Source organism: Rhodococcus sp. NPDC019050, assembly GCF_055664235.1.
On the sequence record NZ_JBVOON010000021.1, the window covers coordinates 1 to 22646 of the forward strand.

General features: G+C 66.2%; 22 protein-coding genes, 2 pseudogenes and 1 riboswitch. Of the genes and pseudogenes, 9 read left to right on the forward strand and 15 right to left on the reverse strand.

The features are described 5' to 3' along the window. Positions 1 to 180 (forward strand): annotated as a pseudogene (locus AC0B44_RS18620) (amidohydrolase family protein); the annotation flags it as partial. Between the two features lie 91 nt (positions 181 to 271). Here AC0B44_RS18620 and AC0B44_RS18625 read toward each other — a convergent pair. Continuing rightward, the gene (locus AC0B44_RS18625) at positions 272 to 757 is read right to left on the reverse strand and encodes a TIGR00725 family protein (protein ID WP_471904289.1); all 486 of its coding nucleotides are present in this window, start codon (positions 755 to 757) and stop codon (positions 272 to 274) included. 56 nt (positions 758 to 813) lie between these two features. Between AC0B44_RS18625 and AC0B44_RS18630 the strand changes: the two genes are divergently transcribed. Beyond that, on the forward strand, positions 814 to 1227 hold the full coding sequence (locus AC0B44_RS18630) for a YchJ family protein (protein ID WP_471904290.1): 414 nt from the start codon (positions 814 to 816) through the stop codon (positions 1225 to 1227). A gap of 4 nt (positions 1228 to 1231) precedes the next feature. Here AC0B44_RS18630 and AC0B44_RS18635 read toward each other — a convergent pair whose 3' ends face one another. After that, on the reverse strand, positions 1232 to 1882 hold the full coding sequence (locus tag AC0B44_RS18635; RefSeq protein WP_471904291.1) for a TetR/AcrR family transcriptional regulator: 651 nt from the start codon (positions 1880 to 1882) through the stop codon (positions 1232 to 1234). Positions 1883 to 1985: 103 nt separating this feature from the next. Here AC0B44_RS18635 and treZ point away from each other — a divergent pair, with 103 nt between their 5' ends. Next, complete coding sequence (gene treZ, locus AC0B44_RS18640) at positions 1986 to 3731, forward strand: malto-oligosyltrehalose trehalohydrolase (protein ID WP_471904292.1); 1746 nt, start codon at positions 1986 to 1988, stop codon at positions 3729 to 3731. A gap of 18 nt (positions 3732 to 3749) precedes the next feature. On the opposite strand, the gene ilvA is transcribed toward treZ, so the two are convergent. The 3 genes from ilvA to AC0B44_RS18655 form a co-directional block, all read right to left on the reverse strand. Then, positions 3750 to 5060 (reverse strand): threonine ammonia-lyase IlvA, encoded by a 1311-nt coding sequence (gene ilvA, locus AC0B44_RS18645; protein WP_471904293.1) that lies wholly within the window; start codon positions 5058 to 5060, stop codon positions 3750 to 3752. A gap of 126 nt (positions 5061 to 5186) precedes the next feature. Continuing rightward, positions 5187 to 6953: a pyruvate dehydrogenase gene (locus AC0B44_RS18650; RefSeq protein WP_471904294.1), complete on the reverse strand. Its 1767-nt coding sequence runs from the start codon at positions 6951 to 6953 to the stop codon at positions 5187 to 5189. Between the two features lie 4 nt (positions 6954 to 6957). After that, positions 6958 to 7392 (reverse strand): nitroreductase family deazaflavin-dependent oxidoreductase, encoded by a 435-nt coding sequence (locus tag AC0B44_RS18655; RefSeq protein WP_471904295.1) that lies wholly within the window; start codon positions 7390 to 7392, stop codon positions 6958 to 6960. A gap of 114 nt (positions 7393 to 7506) precedes the next feature. On the opposite strand from AC0B44_RS18655, the gene AC0B44_RS18660 reads away from it, so the two are divergent. Together AC0B44_RS18660 and AC0B44_RS18665 are read left to right on the forward strand one after the other, a co-directional pair. After that, positions 7507 to 7731: a hypothetical protein gene (locus AC0B44_RS18660; protein WP_471904296.1), complete on the forward strand. Its 225-nt coding sequence runs from the start codon at positions 7507 to 7509 to the stop codon at positions 7729 to 7731. A gap of 66 nt (positions 7732 to 7797) precedes the next feature. Further along, the gene (locus AC0B44_RS18665) at positions 7798 to 8040 is read left to right on the forward strand and encodes a hypothetical protein (protein ID WP_471904297.1); all 243 of its coding nucleotides are present in this window, start codon (positions 7798 to 7800) and stop codon (positions 8038 to 8040) included. Positions 8041 to 8121: 81 nt separating this feature from the next. Here the strand turns inward: AC0B44_RS18665 and AC0B44_RS18670 are convergent, their stop codons facing one another. Further along, on the reverse strand, positions 8122 to 9027 hold the full coding sequence (locus AC0B44_RS18670) for an alpha/beta fold hydrolase (protein ID WP_471904298.1): 906 nt from the start codon (positions 9025 to 9027) through the stop codon (positions 8122 to 8124). An 83-nt stretch (positions 9028 to 9110) separates the two neighbouring features. Here AC0B44_RS18670 and AC0B44_RS18675 point away from each other — a divergent pair, with 83 nt between their 5' ends. Further along, positions 9111 to 9812 carry a TetR/AcrR family transcriptional regulator gene (locus tag AC0B44_RS18675; RefSeq protein ID WP_471904299.1) on the forward strand — a complete coding sequence of 234 codons (702 nt, stop codon included), beginning with the start codon at positions 9111 to 9113 and terminating at the stop codon, positions 9810 to 9812. Between the two features lie 62 nt (positions 9813 to 9874). Here AC0B44_RS18675 and AC0B44_RS18680 read toward each other — a convergent pair. The 3 genes and pseudogenes from AC0B44_RS18680 to AC0B44_RS18690 all read right to left on the reverse strand — a co-directional run. Then, a pseudogene (locus AC0B44_RS18680) lies at positions 9875 to 10054 on the reverse strand (Tn3 family transposase); the annotation flags it as partial. A gap of 137 nt (positions 10055 to 10191) precedes the next feature. Further along, positions 10192 to 11430, reverse strand: a complete 1239-nt coding sequence (locus AC0B44_RS18685) for an RNA polymerase sigma factor (RefSeq protein WP_471904300.1) — start codon at positions 11428 to 11430, stop codon at positions 10192 to 10194. Further along, a complete protein-coding gene (locus AC0B44_RS18690; RefSeq protein ID WP_471904301.1) occupies positions 11427 to 11822 on the reverse strand; it encodes a YciI family protein in 396 nt (131 codons plus the stop codon). The genes AC0B44_RS18685 and AC0B44_RS18690 overlap by 4 nt, the downstream gene beginning before the upstream one ends. A 255-nt stretch (positions 11823 to 12077) precedes the next feature. On the opposite strand from AC0B44_RS18690, the gene AC0B44_RS18695 reads away from it, so the two are divergent. Together AC0B44_RS18695 and AC0B44_RS18700 are read left to right on the forward strand one after the other, a co-directional pair. Further along, positions 12078 to 12593: a hypothetical protein gene (locus AC0B44_RS18695; protein WP_471904302.1), complete on the forward strand. Its 516-nt coding sequence runs from the start codon at positions 12078 to 12080 to the stop codon at positions 12591 to 12593. A gap of 502 nt (positions 12594 to 13095) precedes the next feature. Further along, a riboswitch (ZMP/ZTP riboswitch) is annotated at positions 13096 to 13176 on the forward strand. Between the two features lie 23 nt (positions 13177 to 13199). Next, a complete protein-coding gene (locus AC0B44_RS18700; protein ID WP_471904303.1) occupies positions 13200 to 13691 on the forward strand; it encodes a GNAT family N-acetyltransferase in 492 nt (163 codons plus the stop codon). 211 nt (positions 13692 to 13902) lie between these two features. On the opposite strand, the gene AC0B44_RS18705 is transcribed toward AC0B44_RS18700, so the two are convergent. From AC0B44_RS18705 to lspA, 6 genes are all read right to left on the reverse strand, one after another. Next, positions 13903 to 14550, reverse strand: coding sequence for a LysE family translocator (locus AC0B44_RS18705; protein WP_471904359.1), 648 nt, complete (start codon positions 14548 to 14550; stop codon positions 13903 to 13905). Between the two features lie 258 nt (positions 14551 to 14808). Beyond that, positions 14809 to 18345, reverse strand: coding sequence for a DNA polymerase III subunit alpha (gene dnaE, locus AC0B44_RS18710; RefSeq protein ID WP_471904304.1), 3537 nt, complete (start codon positions 18343 to 18345; stop codon positions 14809 to 14811). 38 nt (positions 18346 to 18383) lie between these two features. Beyond that, positions 18384 to 19304, reverse strand: a complete 921-nt coding sequence (gene rarD, locus AC0B44_RS18715; protein WP_471904305.1) for an EamA family transporter RarD — start codon at positions 19302 to 19304, stop codon at positions 18384 to 18386. Positions 19305 to 19356: 52 nt separating this feature from the next. Then, positions 19357 to 20004: a hypothetical protein gene (locus AC0B44_RS18720; RefSeq protein ID WP_471904306.1), complete on the reverse strand. Its 648-nt coding sequence runs from the start codon at positions 20002 to 20004 to the stop codon at positions 19357 to 19359. A 3-nt stretch (positions 20005 to 20007) separates the two neighbouring features. After that, on the reverse strand, positions 20008 to 20916 hold the full coding sequence (locus tag AC0B44_RS18725) for an RluA family pseudouridine synthase (protein WP_471904307.1): 909 nt from the start codon (positions 20914 to 20916) through the stop codon (positions 20008 to 20010). Between the two features lie 14 nt (positions 20917 to 20930). Beyond that, complete coding sequence (gene lspA, locus AC0B44_RS18730) at positions 20931 to 21566, reverse strand: signal peptidase II (RefSeq protein ID WP_471904308.1); 636 nt, start codon at positions 21564 to 21566, stop codon at positions 20931 to 20933. A 65-nt stretch (positions 21567 to 21631) separates the two neighbouring features. Here lspA and AC0B44_RS18735 point away from each other — a divergent pair, with 65 nt between their 5' ends. Beyond that, on the forward strand, positions 21632 to 22588 hold the full coding sequence (locus AC0B44_RS18735) for a hypothetical protein (protein WP_471904309.1): 957 nt from the start codon (positions 21632 to 21634) through the stop codon (positions 22586 to 22588). Positions 22589 to 22646: the final 58 nt, after the last annotated feature.

Below are 22646 nucleotides of genomic sequence, written 5' to 3' on the forward strand. Positions count from 1 at the left end.
GAGGAGATCGACAAGATCACGTTCGGCAACGCCGCGCGGTTCTTCGACTGGGACCCGTTCGCCCACATCCCTCGTGAGCAGGCGACGGTCGGTGCGCTTCGCGCCCGCGCCACCGACGTCGACATCAGCGAAACCTCGAAGAGCGAATACCGTCGGCGTTACGAACTCGCGAACTCGTAGACGCCCACACCCGATCAGAAATACGGCGCCGTATCCTCTCGGCATCCGTTGCTGCACCGGCCATTCCAGCGGATGGCCGGTGCAGCGCCGCCTATTCGGCCTCTTTGCGCCACAACAGCGCGTGCACGCACTCCACCGCCTCGGCCGGGGATCCGACATCGAGCACCCCACCGGCCGGCATCTTCCAGCCACCCACGGCGAAGACGGGCACACCCGTCCGCACCGCCAGCGCGATCTCGCTCATCGTCCCCCAGCTGCCGCCCACGACGACGAGGGCATCACAACTCCGGACCAGCAGCGCATTACGCATCTCGCCCAATCCGGTGGGGATCGCCACCGTCAGATACGGATTACCGTCGGCACGATCGTCACCCGGGAGAAACCCGACGGTGGTGCCACCCGCCTCGACCGCCCCCCGTGAGGCCGCGGCCATGACCCCGCCCAGGCCGCCGGTCACCACGATCGCGCGGCGACCCGCGAGCAGGCCGCCCAGCGTGCGGGCGTCTCGTCGCTGCTCGGGCGTGGCGTCACCCGGTCCGACCACCCCGACGTATCGCTGCGCGTGCATGGTCGGCATTCTGCACCACTCCACGCCCCGCGGTGAGGTATCCGGGACAGTGGGACAATGACCGAATGGGTCGACGTCGCCGCAGTTCCGAACATTCCGCCGACACCGCGTGCCCGTGCGGCCGCGGGATACCGATGGACGAGTGCTGCGGGGTGTTCCTGGCCGGAGGTAGCGCACCGACCGCGGAACAACTGATGCGATCCCGGTACACCGCGTTCGCGGTGGGCGACGCCGAGTACCTTCTGCGCACGTGGCATCCGTCCACCCGCCCAGCCGTCCTGGATCTGGAGCCCGGCCTGCGCTGGACGGGCTTGGAGATCCTGCACACCACGGGCGGCGGGTTTCTCCACACCCAGGGTACCGTCGAGTTCCGTGCCCACTCGTCGTATCGCGGCGTGCCCGACACGATGCACGAACACAGCCGGTTCGTGCGCGAGAACGGCGAATGGTTCTACGTCGACGCGGCCGGCGACAGCTAGCCGGTCAGCGAAGAAGCGTGGCGCGCAGCGTCGACGCGACCCACGAGCGGTAATGCTCGACGTCCCACCCACAGTCGCGGCGCAACAGCGAGTGCACCTGCGGGGAGATGAGGGTGAACAGCACGTCGGCGGCGTGCTCGGCTGTCACGTCGGGACGGAGCCAGCCGCCCTCGTACAGGCCCTCCGCGATGGTGCGCGCGTTGTCGGCGGTCGCACGTGCGTCCTCCTCCGCAAACTTGCGCATGTCGGGGTCGGCACCGGACGACTCGACGGAGGTCATGAGCAGTCCGCCCGCGCGTTCGAGCATCGCGGCGCCGTAGTCGACGACCTGTTCGAGAATCAGATCGGCCTCGGTGACCGGGCCGTCCCCGGGGCGCCGCACGAGCGGCCGCGCCGCAGGTGGTGGCGAGTCGTCGGGGCCCGCCACGGCTTCGTCGAGTGCTTCACGGAACAGATCCGCTTTCCCACCGGGATAGGCGGTGAAGACCGTCCGCACTGCGACACCTGCCTCCTCGGCGATGTGCCGCACGGTGGTACTGACATATCCGTCGCGAACGAAGAGCCGCGACGCTGCCCCGCGGATCGCAGCCCTGGTCCGCCGCGCCGCTTCTTCTCTCAGCGGCGAACTGTACGTTCTTCGGGCAGGTTCGGACATCACGCCCACCCTAGCAGCACCGCGTACGACGCCGATGTGCCAAAAGGTGTGAGTGCGTAGGTGACACGCTGCACCGCAGGCGAACACACGGCATGCTGGTGGGGTGCATACCTTCGAGGTCTGGGCCCCGCTCCCATCATCAGTGCAGCTGTACGCCGACGACACCCTTCATCCCATGGAGCGCGACAGGCGAGGGTGGTGGCGCGCCGAAGTCGACGTTCCGCCCGACACCCGATACGGCTTCGTCCTCGACGGCGACACCGACACCGTGCTCCCCGACCCCCGCTCGCCGAGGCAACCCGACGGAGTGCACGGCTTGTCGCAACTCCACACCGTCGACCCCGACGGGTGGACCGATCAGCTGTGGACTGGCCGGCAACTGCCGGGCAGCGTCGTCTACGAACTCCACATCGGCACGTTCACCGAGGAGGGCACTCTCGACGCGGCGATCGACCGTCTCGACGAACTTGCCGACCTCGGCGTGGGCTTGGTCGAACTCATGCCGGTCAACGCCTTCAACGGCACCCACGGATGGGGGTACGACGGGGTGTTGTGGTACGCGGTGCACGAACCCTACGGCGGCCCGGCCGCATTGCAGCGTTTCGTCGATGCGGCACACGCACGGGGCATCGGGGTGGCGCTCGACGTGGTCTACAACCATCTCGGTCCGTCGGGTAACTACCTCGGCAGGTTCGGGCCGTATCTTGCTCCGGCCCCGGGTATCTGGGGAGACAGCATCAACCTCGACGGCGAGGATTCCGGCGAGGTCCGCCGGTACATCCTCGACAACGCGCTTCGCTGGTTCCGGGAGTTCCACATCGACGCGCTCCGACTCGACGCCGTCCACGCCCTCCTCGACCACACGGCGACTCACCTGCTCGAGGAACTCGCGGTCGAAACGTTCCGGCTCTCCACACATCTCGGACGCCCGCTGAGCCTTATCGCCGAGAGCGATCTCAACGATCCGCGCATGATCACCGCGCGTTCCGGTGGCGGCTACGGCCTCCAGGCGCAATGGGCCGACGACATCCACCATGCGATCCACACAGCGGTGTCCGGGGAACGCCAGGGCTATTACGGCGATTTCGGTTCTCTGGAATGCCTTGCCCAAACCCTGACCCACGGGTTCTTCCATGCCGGAACATATTCGACGTTCCGGGGACGCATTCACGGACGTCCCCTCGACATCCGCCGCACTCCCGCGAGTTCGCTCATCGCCTACACGTGCACGCACGACCAAATCGGCAACAGGGCGCTCGGCGACCGTCCGGGTGCCTATCTCGACGACGGACAACTCGCCGTCCGTGCCGCGCTCGTGCTCACTTCTCCGTATACGCCGATGCTGTTCATGGGCGAAGAATGGGGCGCCGGTACACCTTTCCGCTACTTCACCTCGCACCCCGAACCGGAACTCGCCGCCGCTGTCGTGCAGGGCCGGCGCCGGGAGTTCGGTGAGCACGGATGGAACACCGAGGATGTGCCCGACCCGCAGGACCCGGCGACATTCGAGGGCTCGAAACTCGACTGGACCGAGCGCTCCGCGCCCGACCATGCACGACTGCTGAAGTGCTATCGCGACCTTATCGCACTACGACGGTCCCGGGCAGAAGTCAGCGATCCGTGGCTCGAGCATCTCCGCGTCGACTACGACGAGGACGAACGCTGGATCGCGGTGTATCGCGGCCCGGTACGGGTCGTGTGCAATCTCGGACCCGATCCGGTGACGGTCCCCGTCGGTGGCCGCCCGATTCTGTGGTGGGACGAACCGACGGTCAATCGCACCGAGTCCGCCGTACTGGTGCCGGGACACTCGTTCGTCGTGCTCGACACCGAGGCCGTCGGGGTGTGACCGTGCTCGGGCGCCGGTCTACGTCAGGTAACGGTAGGCCGGCGACCCGGGCTCGAGCCGCTGCGCTTCGACGGGCGACGTGTCCATCCGGTTGAGCAGGGACGAAAGGTTCTCTGCCGCGCCGAGTTCGATACCGACCAGCGCCGCACCCGTCTCCCGGTTGTTGCGCTTGACGTACTCGAACAACGTGATGTCGTCGTCGGGCCCGAGCACCTCGTCGAGGAACCTGCGCAGGGCTCCGGGTTCCTGGGGGAAATCGACGAGGAAGTAGTGCTTGAGTCCGCGATGCACGAGCGACCTCTCGATGATCTCGCCGTAGCGCGATACGTCGTTGTTGCCGCCCGAGACCAGACACACGACGTTGGCGCCGGGCTGCACCGAGAGGGACTCGAGCGCGGCGACCGACAACGCACCGGCCGGCTCGGCGATGATCCCTTCGTTCTGGTAGAGCTCGAGCATCGACGTGCAGATCGCACCCTCGTCGACCTGCGCCATCCCGAACGGCGCACGGCCGAGCTTCTCACGCCGCAACGCGGACACCAGGGGAAGATTCGAGTGGGTGACGACCTCCGCGCCGAGACGGGAAACCACCGCGTACGGCAGGTCCCCGATCCGCTTGACCGCGGCACCGTCCACGAACGGCTCGACCTCCGGCAACGTCACCGGGCCTCCGGCGACCAGCGCGGCCGTCATCGACGCGGCACCGGCGGGTTCGACACCGACGATCGACGTGTGGGGCGAGCGTTCGCACAGGTACGACGCGAGTCCGGCGATCAGTCCGCCGCCACCGACCGGGACGACCAGAAGATCCAGGTCGCCGTGCAACTGGTCGAGGATCTCGCGGGCGATGGTGCCCTGACCGGCGGCCGTGCGCACATCGTCGAAAGGCGGGATCAGCGTCGCACCGGTGCGCGCGACATCCTCGGCCGCGGCGGCTGCCGCCGCGTCGAAGGTGTCGCCGACACCGATGAGTTCGACGAAATCGCCGCCGTGCACCCGGATGCGGTCGCGCTTCTGCTTCGGGGTGCGGGTCGGCACGTAGATGCGGCCCTTGATTCCCATCGCACGGCAGGCATACGCGACACCCTGCGCGTGATTGCCGGCGCTCGCGGTGACCACGCCGGCGGCCCGCTCACTCGCGTCGAGTTGGGCCATGGCGTTGTAGGCGCCCCGCAGCTTGAACGACCGCACCCGCGTGAGGTCTTCACGCTTGAGATAGACGTTTGCGCCGGTCAGCGCGGACAGGCGCGGGCTCGGCTCGAGGGGGGTCGGGGAGACCACCGCGGAAATTCGCTCGGCTGCCGCATCGATGTCAGCCGCGCAGGGCACGGCGGTCTCGTATGTCGGTTCAGCTGTTCGCGCGGTGGAGGTCACCGGTCAATGCTGCCACTTCCCGTACAGCACCGACAACGGGGACCCCCGGCCGGCACGGTCGGACGCGGTTGTCCGTCCGATTCAGGAGCCGAACTGCGACGGTCTCGGCACGTTGCGAAGGTTCGATTTCGCCATCTGCACGGCCTCTCCGACGCCGCCGTTCATCACGAGCTTCGACATGGCGAGTGCGAAACCCTTGACCTGTTCGCCCGTGATGGTCGGCGGGAGCGACAGTGCCCGCGGATCGGTGACGACGTCGATCAGGGCCGGGCCCGGCCGGGAGAACGCGTCCCGTAGCGCGTGCTCCACATCCCCCGGGTCCTCGACGCGAGTCGAGAAGATGCCCAGCGCGTCGGCCACCTTGGCATAGTTCACGGACGGTACGTCGACGCCGAAATCCGCGAGGCCGTCGACGAGCATCTCGAGTTTGACCATTCCGAGCGTCGAGTTGTCGAACAGCACGATCTTGACGGGCAGTCGGTGCATGACGACGGTGACGAGTTCTCCGAGCAGCATCGCCAACCCGCCGTCGCCGCTGACGGACACGACCTGCCGGCCGGGCGCGGCGATCTGCGCGCCGATCGCATGCGGCAACGCATTCGCCATCGACCCGTGCAACGCCGAATTCAGGAACCTGCGCCGGCCGTTCGGGTTCAGGTAGCGTGCCGACCACACGTTGCACATGCCGGTGTCCGCCGTGAACACCGCGTCGTCCGCGGCGACATCGTCGAGGATCGACGCCACGAATTCGGGGTGGATCGGCTTCCGCTGTCCGACCGGTGTCGTGTAGGCCCCGACGACCTTCTGCATCAGAGTGCGGTGCCGTTCGAGAGTGTGTTCCAGGAAACTGCGATCGGTCTTGCGCCGGATCAAGGGTTGCAGGGCACTCAACGTTGCGGCGGCGTCGCCGTGTACCCCCAGGGTCAGTTCGGTGCGTCGGCCGAGGCGTGCGGCGTCGACGTCGATCTGTGCGGTGCGGACGTCGGGAAGGAACTGGTCGTACGGGAAGTCCGTACCTATGAGAAGCAACAGGTCGGCGCCGTGCATACCGTCGTGCGCGGCACCGTATCCGAGCAGGCCCGTCATTCCCACGTCGAACGGGTTCTCGTACTGGATCCATTCCTTGCCGCGGAGGCTGTGCCCGACGGGCGCCGCCACCGTATCGGCGAGCCTCAGCAACTCTTCCCTCGCACCCCGGACCCCCTCCCCCGCAAAGATCGCGATCTTGTCGGCCTCGTTGACCGCTTCGGCGAGCGCGTGGACGTCTGCTGGATCGGGAACGAGTGTCGGCGCGCCGGTGCGGACGAGTCGCGGTTCGGTGCCCTCTGCCGGCAGGGCTGCGATGTCGCCCGGCAGGATGGCCACCGCGACTCCCGGGCGGGCCAGGGCGTGGCTCATCGCGCTGTGCACGACGCGGGGCGCCTGCGCAGCCGCGCTGATCAATTCGGTGTAGGTCGAGCATTCGACGAACAACCGGTCGGGGTGGGTCTCCTGGAAATAGGCCGTGCCGATCTGCGTCGACGGGATGTGCGACGCGATGGCCAGCACGGGCGCGCCCGACCGGTGGGCGTCGTAGAGCCCGTTGATCAGGTGCAGATTCCCCGGTCCGCACGAGCCCGCGCACACAGCCAGTTCACCGGTGATCTGCGCGTCGGCCGCAGCCGCGAACGCGGCCGCTTCCTCGTGGCGCACATGGATCCAGTCGATGCCACCCCGGGCGGCACCGCCGGTGCGGCGCACCGCATCGACGACCGGATTGAGGCTGTCCCCCACGATGCCGTAGATCCGGCGGACGCCGGCATCGACGAGCTGAGCGACAAGCTGGTCCGCGACGGTGCGCCCGGCCATCGTGCTAGGTCCGCTCGAGGACGAACACCGGGATCGGGCGCTCGGTCTTGGTCTGGTAGTCGGCGTAATCCGGATACGCCTCGACGGCCCGTTCCCACCACAGGGCCTTTTCGTCCCCGTGCACTTCGCGCGCGACCATGTCGTAGACCTCGGTGCCGTCGCGCAGTTCGACGTGCGGATCTGCGACGACGTTGTAGTACCACACCGGATTCTTGGGAGCGCCCCCGAGCGAGGCGACGACCGCGTAGGTGCCGTCGTGTTCGACCCTCATCAGCGGGGTCTTCCGCAGCTTGCCCGTCTTGGCGCCGCGCGTCGTCAGGATCACCACCGGCCTCCCGCCGAGTGTGGTGCCTTCGGTACCGCCCGAGGACTCGTATGTGGCGACCTGGTCAGCCGCCCACGTCGACGGGCTGGGTTCGTATTCTCCGGTAAGTGGCATGCCTCCAGTGAACACGTTTCGGTGATGCGACACACGTCCGCACGAAAGTTCGTTGACCCGAATTCTCGAATGCGACTACCCTGAGGGAGACTTCCCCGACCCGTAGGAGGAGCGATGACGGCACTCGACTCGCCGGTCCGCAAGGTCGCGCGGGAATGCCACATCGACATCGCCGGTACCGCGTGGCCGATGTACAAGCTCGAGGCCGTCGCCGCCGGACTCATCGTGCTGCTGGTGCTGTTCGTCGTCACCGGCACCGCACAGACCGCTGTGCTCACTGCCGCAGCAGCCACCACGCTCGTCTGGTGGGTCCGCCGGGCGTATTACCGGCGCTCGTAACTGTCCGGACGGGACGGCCCCCAAGGCTCGACCACCGGTGACCGGCAGCAGGAGCGAGCGTTCAGCGTGACCTGGTACTGCGGCAACCTCGAGGACGACGCCTACCTCTCCGGTCTGGTTGATGCGGTCGGAACGCACTATGTCGATACCGAGTCCCGCAATCGTGGCACGGGCTTCTTCTCCAGCAGGTCGGGCGAGAGTGCGGAACAAACTGTGGGCGAGTCGCCGAGCGTCGAGGACGGCCGGACCATGGCAACGCTCGAGGGCATCGAGTACCGCGTGAGTATCGATGGTCTGTCCGCTCCGTGATGGCGTGCCGCTGATCGTGGGTGAACAGATGCGACCGGCCGAGCCGATCCGATCTGTGCTCGAAAGAGTTTGTGACCTCGCTCAGGTATTGGTGTCTGCAAGTTCGCGGATTGCGGCAGCGAGTGGTTTCCATGCGTGCGCAGGCAGCTCGTGCCCGACTTCCGGGAGGATGAGCATGCGTGATCCGGGAATCCTGGCCGTGATGGCTTGCGCGGCTTTGGGTTTGATCAGAGGATCATCCTCGCCGTGCACCACCAGTGTGGGCTGCGTGATCGCGGTGATCGGTGGCCCGCTCCACTGAGCGCCGACCTGTCGGCTCTGTGCCTGTTGGTCGTGCACGCCTGGGTCGGGATTGCTTTCCAATCGTGCGCGCATTGCGGCTTCGTCGAACTCGCGCCGAGGGGACGCCACCAGTCGTGCTACCGCGAGGCCGGCCTCGATCGCGCCCTCTCGGGTATCGGGAAACCTGAGGCGCGCAAACCGAGAAAGCGTACGCAAACGGATGTAGCGGAATGTGCGCAACCCGGCGACATCGCCCGGGACGGCCGCGACCGACGTGAGGGAACGCACTCGGTCGGGATGCCGAAGGGCGACGCGTTGCGCGAGGGCTCCACCGAGCGAGACTCCGAGCACATGCGCCGAGCTCCAGCCGAGCTCGTCGATCACCGCAATTGCGTCGTCCGCCATGTCTTCGGCGGTGTAGGTCTCCGCGCGTTTGGCCAGCAGCGCGGCGATCGGGTTTCGTACGGCCGTCGGCGGCAGATGTGTCGACTCACCGCCGTCACGCTGGTCGTACCGCACGACAGCGAAACCGTGGTCGGCCAGTTGCTCACAGAAACCGTCGGGAACTGCATGCCGATCGACACCCAGCCCGGTCGCGATCAGTAGCGGTTCTCCGCCGAGTTCCGGCCGGAATTGATCGAACGCGAGACGTACCGATCCGTTCCGTGCCCATCGCCGCGGTCCCCATGCATTGTCGAGCGCCATTGTGAACCTCCATTTATTGCGTTCATCGAACGCAGTTTTAGTCTAGGTCAAGACAGACAGCAACGAGTGGAGAGTGGCGTCGGGTGACACAGTCCGGAATGGAGCAACCGCGCACGACAGTGTGGGAACGCTCGTACGGCACACGCGGTCCGGCGCCGGCGCACAGCCGCGACGATGTCGCTGCCGCAGCTATGGAACTTGCAAACGAGGGTGGATTGCCGGCCGTCTCCACTCGCCGGATCGCGCAGAAACTCGGAATGAGTCAGTCGGCTCTGTACCGCTACGTGGCGGGGCACGACGAGGTGTTCGACCTCATGGTAGATGCCGCTGCCGGCGAGATCGACCTCGATGTCGCGCTGCGCGGCGAGGCGATCGACGACCTCACCGCCCTCGCGGCTCGTGCGAAGGACGTTCACGTGAGATACCCGTGGCTGCTTGATATTCCGGTCGAGTCGATGCGCGTCGGCCCTCGCGGAATCGACTTTCTCGAGTATGCGCTCCGGGCTATGGCGGCGGTCGACGTGTCGGGGGTGGTGAAGCTTCAGGTGGTGGCGGTTCTGAACACCCTTGTCCAGCAGTTCGCTCGTGCCGAGGTCGGTGGTGGAACGGCGAGTCGGGAGCGTCGGGTCTCTCAGGTGATGTACTTGCACAAGACGGCCGCGGTTGGCGATCATCCGTATCTTGCGGCTGCGCTCCATATTTCGGATCCGGGCACCGACCAGCCCGGTGACATGTTCGAGTCCGTGGTGCGCCGAGTCCTCGGCGGCATGCTGACGCCGGAGTGACTGCGACGTGGCGGTGTGGCCTCTGATAGACATAGCCCGCGTCGGATCCTGATGGCAGGACGCTACCGCCCGTCAAGGTTGATGTTCTCGCCTTGGGCGGGCGAGATACACGTCAGCACCTCGCCGTCGATGCACCGGCCTCGGCAGCGTATCTGCACGAGGACGAATCCGTAATTTCTCGTAGTCCAGGTGATTACAGTGTTGGCGGCGAGGGTGGGGCGCCATACTTGCTCGGTCTGGACTTCGAGGTGTCTCGGTGCTCATCAGGGCGTCGAGGAACATTGACAGCAGTCCGCGCAGTCCGATGGATGTCTACGGGCAACGATTCAACAGATGCCCGTCGCAGGTGGATGCGTGCCGGCAACAGAGCGCAGGGTTGTTACTCGATCGCGTCAGCCTGTAAACGGGTGATCTGGCTGTTGAGGAAACGCTGTTCGGGAATGTTTGTGCACAGCCTGCTCGCGGTCCTGAACGCCTCCAGCGCCTCTTCCCGGCGGCCGCAGGCTTCGAGGAGGGGAGCCCGTACTGCGTGCAGGCGGTGACTTCCGCTCATACGCGGATCGTTGAGGAGCGGTTCCACCATGCTCAATGCGCTCACCGGCCCCTGTGTTTCGCTGACGGCCACCGCGTAGTTCAAGGTGACGGCCGGCGACGGAGCGACATGGGCAAGCATGGCGTACAGCTCTGCGATCTGCTCCCACTCGGTGTCCTCCCAGCCGGGAGCCTCCGCGTGCACCGCCGAGATCGCGGCCTGTAGCTGGTAGGCGCCCACCGGACCTGTGGGCAGTGCCCGTTCGATGAGCTCGATCCCCTCGGCTATCACTTCCTGATCCCACAGGGAGCGGTCTTGATCCCTGAGCGGTATCAGGTCGCCGCGTACCGTGACGCGCGCAGGCCGACGCGCTTCGCTGAGCAGCATCAGGGCGAGCAGCCCGGCCGTCTCCGTTTCATCGCGGAACGCCTCGTACAGGAGGCGCGCCAAGCGGATCGCCTCGGTCGTGACCGCATCGTCGAGCAGTTGTTTCCCGTCAGCGCGGCTGTGTCCGGCGGTGTACATCAGGTACAGCGCGTGCATCAGAGCTGGAAGTCGCTCTTTCGGTGATGCGGGTGGCGGGAATCTTCTGTGGTGCAGGTCGATGGCCGCCTTGGCTCGACTGATTCGCTGACCGGCGGTGGAGGAAGGAATAAGGTGTACGGCGGCGATCTGCTTGGTGGTGAGCCCGAGCACCGTCCTCAAGGCGAGCGTCACCTGTGACTCCGGCGTCAGCGCTGGATGGCAGCACAGGGCCAGGACTTCCAGGGAAGCATCCTGGTTCTCGACCATCGATTCAGCTGCGACCGCGTGATAGGCCTGCTCCGACGTGAAGACGTGTCGTTCGCGATCTCGTCGCGCAGCGTCCCGGCGTCGGGCATCGATGAGGCGTCGCGATGCCACGCGCAGCAGCCAGCCTCGGGGTTTCTCCGGCACGCCTCTCCCGGGCCACTGACGGGATGCCTCGATCAGGGCCTCCTGCACGGCATCCTCGCAGGCGGCGAAGTCGCCATACCTCCGAATGAGCGCAGCGAGGATGTGTGGCGTCTCGCGCCGCCACACATCCTCGCCGACCGTGGTAGTCATTCGCTGCTGTCGCCTCCGGGCCACATGACGGGCCGCAGTTCGACCGTCTCACCCGGCCCGGCGAACCCTGCGACAATCTCCTCGGCGCGGCTCGGTGAGTCGACGTCGATCATGAAAAAGCCGGCCAGGTGCTCCTTGCTCTCCGCGTAGGGGCCGTCGCTGGAGGTGGGTTCCCCGGCCTGCCAACGGTAGAGCTTCGATGCGGCTGGGTCTCCGAGCGCTTCGCCGCCGAGCAACTCGCCACGCTCCTGCATCTGACCGAGCAGGGACTCGAAGTCGGCGTTCATCCTCTCGCGCTGTGCCTGCGGCAGCGCCTGGTGCTCTGCCAGGTAGTCACCGGTCGGGTTGCCCCAGGGCTGGGGATTCGAGTGGATTAGGATCACGTACTTCATCGGTCTGCCTTTCGTCGAGAGCCGCCTCTCGGCCCTTCTAGTCTGACATCGGAGCCGGTCGATCATCTTTCGACACGATCCGAAAATCGAGGCGCATCAGACTTTCTCTGCAACCGGTCACGGCCCTCGTGTTGTCGGTAGCCCACTTCAACCGAGGTACGTGGCGCCCTCGACAGGTCCCAGAGTCAGGTGTCGAAATCGTGAGGCCGGGGTCGACCTATGAGTGCACTTGTCAGCAGACCTCAGGAGGAACCCATGACCGGCAACCATCCGCTGCTTCGCGCACTGTCGATGCAGGTGGAGCGAGTTCCCCACATCCTCGTCGGACTGTCGGAGAGCGAGCTCCGCCAATCCGTCGTGCGGTCGGGGTGGTCTCCGCTCGGCATGAGCGTCCATGTACGAGAGGGAGTGCGTTTCTTTCCGGACGAGATCATGGCCGGCAACGCTCCCAGCTACTCCGTACCCGGCGACTTCGAAGTCGATCCCGGTCTCAACGGCACTGAGGTGCTGGAGCGGTTCGAGCGCGTCGCCACATCCGCGCTCGAGGGGTGTTGTGCCATCTTCCAGAACCGGGCGCGTAAGCAGTCGAGAAGGGCTGCAACGCTATCCGGTTTTCGGGGTCGGCGGGCTCGCCTGATATGGCTGCACTCGACGATGCTGTCGTTGACCGCAGCCGCCACCGTGTCGTCGTTTCGTACAGGTCGATGCGGTCGAGCGCATCGGCGACGCCGCTGGGAGCAGCGATCACCCCGATCAGGAATCGGGCGTTGACGCGCAGCCTCACGTACGGCGAGCCTTCGCCGATCCGCTGGATGGCGCACACGAGACGGCGCAGTGCGGCGGCGCCGGCGATCTTCGGTGGCGGCGGTACCGGATTCGGCGGGGGCTGCCGAACCGCCCACTGTGGGCAACTTCCCCCTACCGGGGCCTTCGAGCGCGAGGGCCTTCTCGTCTAGCCCTGGCCACCAGCGCATCGCGCAGCTCGGTGTAGAGGTTGAGCGGCTCGGGCCCGACTCCAGCTTTGCGGTGTGCCGCGGTCGCGGAACAACAGCTGGAACACCCCGGCCCCGGAGCCCGGTGCCGAGTCCCCGTCCCCGCCCCCGGTCAGGTCGCCAGACAGCTCGGACCGAGCAACGCCTTCAGATAGCCATCAGCGCCGACGACGGCGCACCGTGCGCCCGTTCCCGCATCGCGAGAATCAGCCATCGTTCCGCTCTGACTCAGTTCACGTGGAGAACGGTTGCTCACCAACATAATCCGTGTCGTGATCTAGACTGCGGTGGGCGACTGGCGATAGGTGGATCACCACCAGGGAGCCATTGACAGCGAAGCGTCGTCCGCCTGGGTGCTTCACCGAAATCGGTGAAGGGCCTGACTGTGATAGACGTACGCCCAGCGCATTACGGTGACGCCGCAACGATCCTCCGGATACGCCATGCTGCCGAAGACTGGTTGGCTGGAAGAGGAATCGACCAGTGGCCTCCTCGGGAGATTCCGCTCGCGACTGTCCGGGAACAGATCGATCGAGGTGAGTTCGTCGTCGCACGCTACGCATCGAATGGTCCTGTGGTGGCGGCGATGAGGTTGATGTGGTCGGATCCAGCGATCTGGAGACACGAGGACGCATTCGCCGGTTATGTCCACGGGTTGGTGATCGATCGCGACCATGCCGGGCGAGACCTTGGACGCCATCTCCTCGAATGGGCAGCGCAGGAGGCGACGATGGCAGGCGCGAACAGGTTGCGCCTCGATTGCGCCGAAACGAATCCCGCACTTCGCCGCTACTACAGACGGTGCGGTTTCCGTGAGGTCGGTCGACGAGATTTCGACGCCTTCAGCGTCACACTGTTCGAACGACCACTGACATGACAGACGGAGGCCGCTCAGCAGTTCGGCGTGCGGATCTGCCGAACGAGTGGGTTCGGCGTCGGTCTCGCATCCCGGCCGGGCCGGTACCGGCGGCATATTCAGGTTCTCATTCCAGCGTCCCCGCTTTGCGTGAGAGAAGCGTTGAACCGTGTGCACGAAGGGAGTTGGTCGGGTGGAGCCCGAGTCGTCGGGGATGTCGATCGAGCTACACCTACGGCGCGACCGCGGGGGCGGGGGCGTCGATCGCCAGCTTTACGCCGATTGCACCGAGGAGTGTGCCGGTGACCCATTTCTGCCATCGCATCCACGTCGGCTTGCCTTGTAGGAACGTGGCGACTGAGCCTGCGGCGACAATGATCGCGCCGTTCACCGCGACGCCAACGAGGATCTGAATCGCGCCGAGTTGAAAACCTTGTGCGACGATGCTGCCTGCGGCCGGGTCGATGAACTGCGGGATGAGCGCGAGGTAGAGGATCGCGACCTTTGGGTTGAGGATGTTCGTCAGGAGTCCCATGCGGAAAAGCTTGCCGAACGAGTCCCGTGGAAGTTCATCCGTCTCGAACAGGGATTTCCCACCCGGGCGAAGCGTCTTGTATGCGAGCCAGAGGAGATACAGGGCGCCCGCGACCTTCAGGGCGATGAACAGCCACGGAACGACGAGAAACACTGCCGCAAGTCCCAGGTTCGCCATCACCATGTACACCACGAAACCAACCGCGGTCCCGGACAGCGACATCATCCCGGCACGCCACCCCTGGCTGATGCTGCGAGAGACCAGATACATCATGTTCGGCCCGGGGGTGAGGGCGAGCCCAAGCTCGATGATCGCGATACCGGCGGCGGCGGACAACGAGATCATGCACGCTTCTTTCAACAGGTGGGTTGCGAGCAGCATCCCCTGATGCCGAACTACACAAATGTAGTCTCGAAACGAGAACAGTTCGGCCGGGAGGGAGCACCCGTCGCCACCCACGCTTGTCGATTCTCTGCCGGAGCGCGAAGGTCCTCGGTCACACGCAACCCGACGGTGAATCCGATACCCCTCATCGAGCGGTGTCTGGGCAACACATGGAGATCCCAACAGAATTGGGCGGCCTTGCTCCCTGGCCGCGCCCGGTCAGGTCGCCAGACAGCTCGGACCGAGCAACGCCTTCAGATCACCCATCAGCGCCGACGAGGGTTCGACCCGCAGACTGTCGTCGAGTCGGAGAACCGTCACCTTGCTGCCGGTGATCAGCCGCACGTTCACATCAGCCGTCCCCGGATGGCGGGTGAGCACATTCTTCAGCGCCCCGACCTTGTCGGGCGTGCACAGCCGCGTCGGCATCGACACCGACACCGGTTTCGCGACGCCGATCTGGGACAGGTCCGGTACGGCGAGATCGTTGGCGATCAACGAGATGCGATCGTCGCGGACGGAGACTCGTGCTTTGACGAGCACTACCGAGTCCTCGACGACATCCATCCCGTAGACCGCATAAGCCTGCGGGAAGAACAGGACCTCGATACCGCCGGTGAGGTCTTCGAGCTGAGCCGACGCCCACGCAAGACCGTTCTTGTTGATCCGCCGGTTCACCGACGCGAGGATGCCGCCGACGGTGACCTGCGTACCGTCCTTGAATCCGCCTTCGAGGATCGCCGGGATGTGCGTGTCGGACTGGGCCGCGAGCACGTGCTCGACACCGTTGAGCGGATGCCCGGAGACGTATAGGCCGAGCATTTCGCGTTCGAGGGCAAGACGGTGCTTGGTATCCCACTCCTCGTCGGGGATCTTCACGTTGAACACCGACGCGACGGATTCGTCGGCGTCGGCGCCACCGAATAGGTCGAACTGGCCGATGGCCTCGGCCTTCTTGGTGCTCATCACCGCGTCGATGGCGTCGGCGTGGACGAGCATCAATCCCTTGCGGGGATGACCGAGCGAGTCGAAACCGCCTGCTTTGATGAGAGATTCGGTGACCTTCTTCGAGCAGGCGACCGTGTCGATCTTGTCGAGGTAATCGGAGAAGTCGGTGAACCGCCCCTTCTCCTCGCGGGCCTTGATGATCGAGGCCACGACGTTGGTGCCCACGTTGCGCACCGCACCGAGGCCGAACCGGATGTCCTCGCCCACCGACATGAAGTTGGTGTGCGACTCGTTGACGTCCGGGGGCAGCACGGTGATGCCCATCTTGCGGCAGTCGGACAGGTAGATCGCGGCCTTGTCCTTGTCGTCGCCGACGGAGGTGAGCAGACCCGCCATGTACTCGGCCGGGTAGTTCGCCTTGAGGTACGCCGTCCAGAAGGAGACGAGACCGTAACCGGCCGCGTGCGACTTGTTGAACGCGTAACCCGCGAACGGGAGGATCGTGTCCCACAGGGCCTTGACCGCCGGCTCGGAGAAGCCGTTCTTCAGCATGCCTTCGCGGAAGCCCGCATACGCTTCCTCGAGCACCGAGAGCTTCTTCTTACCCATGGCGCGCCGGAGGATGTCGGCCTGCCCGAGCGAGTAACCGGCCACCTTCTGAGCGATCTGCATGATCTGCTCCTGGTAGACGATCAGACCGTAGGTGTCGGCGAGGATCTCCTTGAGCGGTTCCTCGAGCTCGGGATGGATCGGCGTGACCTGTTGGCGGCCGTTCTTACGGTCGGCGTAGTCGTTGTGCGCGTTCATGCCCATCGGGCCGGGGCGGTACAACGCGAGGACTGCGACGATGTCCTCGAATCCGGTGGGCTGCATGCGGCGCAGCAGATCGCGCATCGCGCTGCCGTCGAGCTGGAACACGCCGAGGGTGTCGCCGCGCGCGAGAAGTTCGTAGGTCGCCGGATCTTCGAGCGGAAGAGTGTCGAGATCGAGATCGATCCCGCGGTTGACCTTGATGTTCTCGATCGCGTCACCGATCACCGTGAGGTTGCGCAACCCCAGGAAGTCCATCTTCAGCAGGCCGATGGCCTCGCACGACGGGTAATCCCAGCCGGTGATGATCGCGCCGTCCTGCGCACGCTTCCACAGCGGGATCGCGTCCATCAGCGGCTCGGACGACATGATCACCGCGCAGGCGTGCACGCCGGCATTACGGATCAGGCCTTCGAGGCCCTTCGCGGTCTCGTAGATCTTCCGCACGTCGGGGTTCGAGTCGATCAGCGCGCGGACCTCGACGGCTTCCTTGTACCGCTCGTGGTTCGGATCGGTGATGCCGGACACCGAGATGTCCTTCGCCATGATCGGCGGCGGCAGCGCCTTGGTGATCTGGTCCGCGATCGCGAAGCCCGGCTGCCCGAACTGCACACGGGCGGAGTCCTTGATCGCAGCCTTGGTCTTGATGGTGCCGAACGTGATGACCTGCGCGACCTTGTCGGTCCCCCACTTCTCCGAGGCGTACCGCACCATTTCACCGCGGCGGCGGTCGTCGAAGTCGATATCGATATCGGGCATCGACACACGTTCGGGGTTGAGGAATCGCTCGAACAGCAGTCCGTGCGGGATGGGATCGATGTTGGTGATGCCCATCGCGTAGGCGACGAGCGAACCTGCCGCCGAACCACGACCGGGTCCGACGCGGATACCGACCTCCCGCGCGTGACTGATCAGGTCGCCGACGACGAGGAAGTAGGCCGGGAAGCCCATCTCGTTGATGACGCCGATTTCGTAGTCGGCGCGCGCGAGGTACTCCTGCGGCGGACCGGACGGGAACCGGCGATCCAGCCCGCGCATCACCTCGTAACGCAGGAAACTCTCCTGGGTGTGACCTTCGGGCACCGGGAAGATCGGCATGCGGTCGCGGTGTGTCCAGACGTCGTCGTACGGCTGCACGCGCTCGCCGATCAGCACCGAGTTGTCGCACGCCCCGGGCACCTCGGCGTCCCAGATGGCGCGCATCTCGTCGGCGGACTTGAGGTAGTAGCCGTCGCCGTCGAACTTGAACCGGGTGGGGTCGGAGAGCGTCTTGCCGGTCTGGATGCACAGCAGCGCTTCGTGGTTCTCCGCGGCGTCCTTGGTGACGTAGTGGCAGTCGTTGGTGGCCAGCGGCGGGATGCCGAGCTTGTTGCCGATCTCGAGCAGACCCTCACGCACGCGGCGTTCGATGGACAGACCGTGGTCCATCAGTTCGAGGAAGAAATTGTCCTTGCCCCAGATCTCCTGCCACTTCGCGGCAGCCTCGAGAGCTTCGCGGTCGTGGCCCAGCCGCAGCCGGGTCTGGATCTCGCCGGACGGGCAGCCGGTGGTGGCGATGATGCCCTCGGCGTGAGACGCGATGAGTTCTTCGTCCATGCGCGCCCACTTGCCCAGCTGACCCTCGATGGAGGCCAGCGAGGACAACTTGAACAGGTTCCGCAGTCCGGTCGCGTTCTCGGCGACCATCGTCATGTGGGTGTAGGCACCGGAGCCGGAGACGTCGTCGGACTTCTGGCTCGGGTCGCCCCACTTGACGCGTTTGGTGTCGAACCGGGATCCGGGTGCGACGTACGCTTCGATGCCGATGATCGGCTTGATGTCGTACTTCTTGGCGACGTTGTAGAACTCGCTGGCACCGTACATGTTTCCGTGGTCGGTCATTCCGACCGCCGTCATCCCCAGCCGCTGTGCCTCGGCGAACAACGGGCCGACCTTTGCGGCGCCGTCGAGCATCGAGTACTCGGTGTGGTTGTGCAGATGAACGAACGAGTCAGCCACGCGTGCCTCTCCCGGGATGTCTGTGGGCAACGACGAGTCTAAGCCGCGCTACCGACAGGTCCGACCATGGCGCGCCCGCGACGTGCGCGGATCAGCGCATCCGTGCTGTACACCACAAGCGCCACCCAGATCAGGACGAAGCCGATCCACCGCGACGCCGGCATGTCCTCGTGGAGAACGAACACACCCCACGCCATCTGCAGGCTCGGTGTCAGGTACTGCAACATGCCCAGCGTCGCGAGCGGAACCCGTTGGGCCGCAGCACCGAAGAGCAGCAACGGCACCGCGGTGACGATGCCGGCGGATACCATCAGTGCGGTGTGACCGGCGCCGAACCCGATGAACGTGCCGGTGCCCGTCACAGCGAGAAAGATCACGTACGCCAGAGCGAACGGAGCCGCGACGACACCTTCGCCGGCCAGTGACGTCCGTGGATCGAGCGGCACGACCTTCTTGACGACTCCGTACAGCGCGAACGACAGCGCGAGGGTCAGCGCCAGGACGGGGGGTCGCCCGTAGTCGACGGTGATGACGAGCACCGCGCACACCGCGAGAACCAGCGCACCGATCTGCGCGGGCCGCAGTCGCTCCCGGAAGAACAGGACGCCGAACAGCACGCTCACGAGCGGATTGATGAAGTACCCGAGTGCGGTTTCGACGACGCGCCCCGATGTCACCCCGTAGATGTAGGTGCCCCAGTTGACCGCGATCGCCGCAGACGCCGCGGCGACGAGCGCCCAGGTGCGGAGCGGCAGTCCCCGCAGCGTACGGAGTTTTCCCATCACGGCGAGCACGATCACCATGAGCAGCAGCGTCCACAGCACCCGGTGCGCGAGGATCTCGATGGCACCGGCCGGCGCGAGCAGGCCGAAGAAGGCAGGAAACATTCCCCAGGACAGGTACGCACCAAGACCGCACAGCACACCGGTGCGCAGGGCGGGAGCAGTCGGCCGGTTCACCAGCACACCGTACGACTACGAAGGCCCGGCCACATCCGAGGGGCCGGTGATGTCAGGGTTCGGCGTCGTCCGGACCGGGCACGACAGATGCGACGTGCTCGGGCAGCAGCGGAGTCAGCGAGAACCGTCCCGCGACCGCGTCGGAAGGAAGCACTTCCACCGCGCGTACCGCCGGATCGTCGGCGGCCGCGCGCAATTGTCCGGGAGTGCCTCGCACGGCGACACCCACGACGCAGTCGCAGCCTGCCGTGAGGCGGTCCGCCGAGGCGGCGGCGATCCGCGCGGCGCGGTCCGATCCGGCCGCCTGCAGCCGTAACCGTCCCGCGGCGACCCGCGGCGCCGAGCGCAGAGCGTCCGGATGCGCCGACACGACGACCGGCACCAGCGGTGTCTGTACCCGGTCGATCGGGACCCGGAAGAGCACCTGAGCGATCCGCAGGTCCCCTGGGAGAGCAGCGACGTCGTCGATGCCCATCTCCCGCTCGAACGAGATCAGGCCCCAGTGCTCGCCGTCCGTCTCCCGTTCCGCTTCCGCCAGGCTCGTCTCGGCGCGCGCGAGGTACTCGCCGACAAGTTCACCATTGTCGGGCCCGAGACCGTCGCTGCGTACCGACGCGGGCCGTACCGGGGAGAGCCATCCGGCGAGCAGCACCGCGAGTACGAGGACTGCGACGGCAGCCCACGGAAGCGCGCGCCTCATCGGTCAGGCGTTGCGGAGCACATCGAGCGCGTGTTCCAGGTCTGCCGGGTACTTACTCTCGATCTCGATCCAGTTCCCCTGGGTCGGATGCGCGAACCCCAGCGACTTGGCGTGCAGCCACTGCCGTTCCAGTCCCAGCTTGGCGGCCAGGCGCGGGTCGGCGCCGTACGTGAGGTCGCCGCAACAGGGGTGCCGCAGCGCGGAGAAGTGCACGCGGATCTGGTGGGTACGCCCGGTCTCGAGATGCACGTCGAGCAGGCTCGCGGCCTGGAACGCTTCGATGGTGTCGTAGTGGGTGACACTGGGTTTGCCGTCCGCGGCGACGGTGAACTTCCAGTCGCTGCTCCGGTGCCGGCCGATGGGGGCGTCGATGGTGCCGCTGCTCGGATCCGGATGTCCCTGCACGAGCGCGTGGTAGCGCTTGTCGATCGTGCGTTGCTTGAAGGCGCGCTTGAGCACGGTGTAGGCACGTTCCGACGTGGCGACGACCATCACGCCCGAGGTTCCCACGTCCAGGCGGTGCACGATGCCCTGCCGTTCGTGCAGGCCGGAGGTGGAGATGCGGAAGCCTGCGGCGGCGAGACCACCGATGACGGTCGGGCCGGTCCAGCCCACGCTGGCGTGGGCGGCGACCCCGACGGGCTTGTCGACTGCGACGATGTCGTCGTCGGCATACAGAATCTCCATGCCCTCGACGGGCTGTGCCTCGATAGTCAGCGGGCGCGGCGGTTCGGGGAGTTGCACCTCGAGCCACGACCCGGCCGGGAGACGATCGGATTTGCCGACGGGAGCGCCGTCGACGAGGACGGCACCTTCCTCGGTGAGTGCGGCGACGGCGGTGCGGGACAAACCGAGCAGACGGGCGAGGCCCGCGTCGACACGCATCCCGTCGAGCCCGTCGGGTACGGGCATCGACCGGGTTTCCCTCACTGGCGGGTTTCCTTTCCTTTGGCTGCGGATGCGGTCGGTGTGCTGCCGGTCGGCTCGATCCCGAACACGGTGAGCGCCACGAGCAGCACTGCTCCGCACACGATGGCTGAATCTGCGACGTTGAACACCGGCCACCATCCGACCGAGACGAAGTCCACCACGTGGCCCTGGAGGGGGCCGGGCGCACGGAAGAGTCGGTCGGTGAGGTTGCCGAGCGCCCCGCCGAGCACGAGACCGAGGCCGAGTGCCCACCAGCGCGACCGCAGGGTGCGTCCGATCTTCACCACACCGATCACCACGCCGATCGCGACGAGCGTGAGCAACCAGGTCATGCCCGTGGCCATGGAGAAGGCCGCGCCGGGGTTGCGCACGAGCGTGAGGGTCACCGTGTCGCCGACGATGGAGATCGGATCGGCGGGATCGATGTAGTGGACGGCGAGAACCTTCGTCACCAGGTCCGCGACGTAGATCAGGATCGCGAGGCCGAAAAGGGCGCGCGTCGCGGGACGACCGACCGGGCCGCGTGCCGTGTCCGGCACCGGTGTCTGTGCGGTGTCGGAGGTGGGAGTGTCCTCCACCCTCGGCACAGCAGGATCGGCCTCGGGATCGGGCCGGGAAGCTTCGTCAGTCACCGTTCCATCATCCCCTACCCGCACGAGCGGGCGGGCACCCCTCCCGCCGTGGCTACCCTGGGGATGTGCCTGTGCTGTCCAGATTCCCTCACCCGAGGCCGTATGCCCTCGCTGCCGCTCTTTCACTCGCCGCGTTCGTCACCGGATGCGGCGATTCTTCGGGAGGAGCCCCTGCTACGCCCGCGGCGACATCCTCCGAGGTGACGGTGCCGGTGTCCACGGTGACCACCACCGTTTTGGAGGCCGGAAGCGAACCCCGCGCGGTGGTGCGGATCGCGCCGGTGGCCGGAGAGGAGCAGAGCGTCGTGCTGACCACCCGATCCGAGGTGTTCCAGCAGATCGACAGCGAGCCCCGTCAAGATTTCTCGACACCGGAAGTCACCCTCCCTCTCACCGCGTCGGTCACCCAGGCGGTGTCGGACAGTCAACCGAGCACTCTCGTCGACATCGCTCTCGGTGAGGCGTCGTCGCCCGATCCGATGCTGAGTTCGGCGCTCGCCGACGCCGCGGGTTCCCGGGCGGGTCTGACCGTGGGCCCCAGCGGCGCGGTCAGCGCGCTCCGCTTGGCTCCGTCGGTGGACACGGCGAACGTCGCCCGTTCCGCCATCGAGCAAGCCTTCTACCAGTCCGTGTACCGCATGGTCTCGTTCCCGGACGCCGAGATCGGCGTGGGGGCGGTGTGGCAGATCCATCAGCAGGTGATGAGCGCCGGCGTCACCATCGACCAACTGAGCACTGCGACGCTGGTGTCCCGAGAGGACGAGCGTCTCACGGTGGATGTCCGGGTCGAACAGACACCGAAGGGCCGGGAGTGGATGCTGCCCAACGGTCAGGGCCAACTCGACATCGAGCACTACACGATGGCCGGGGAAGGCACCGTGACACTCGACCCGATGCTTCCGCTGCCCGTCGACGGGTCGCTGGTCCTGTCCGGTGAGCAGGTCTACGTCGACCCCGAAGGCACCACCCGGCTCGCCCAGTCGCAGGTCGACCGAGTGGAATGGCACACCCCCGAGAACTGATCCCTCCCTACAACGAAAAACGGTGCCCTACGCGGAAATCCGCGTAGGGCACCGTTCT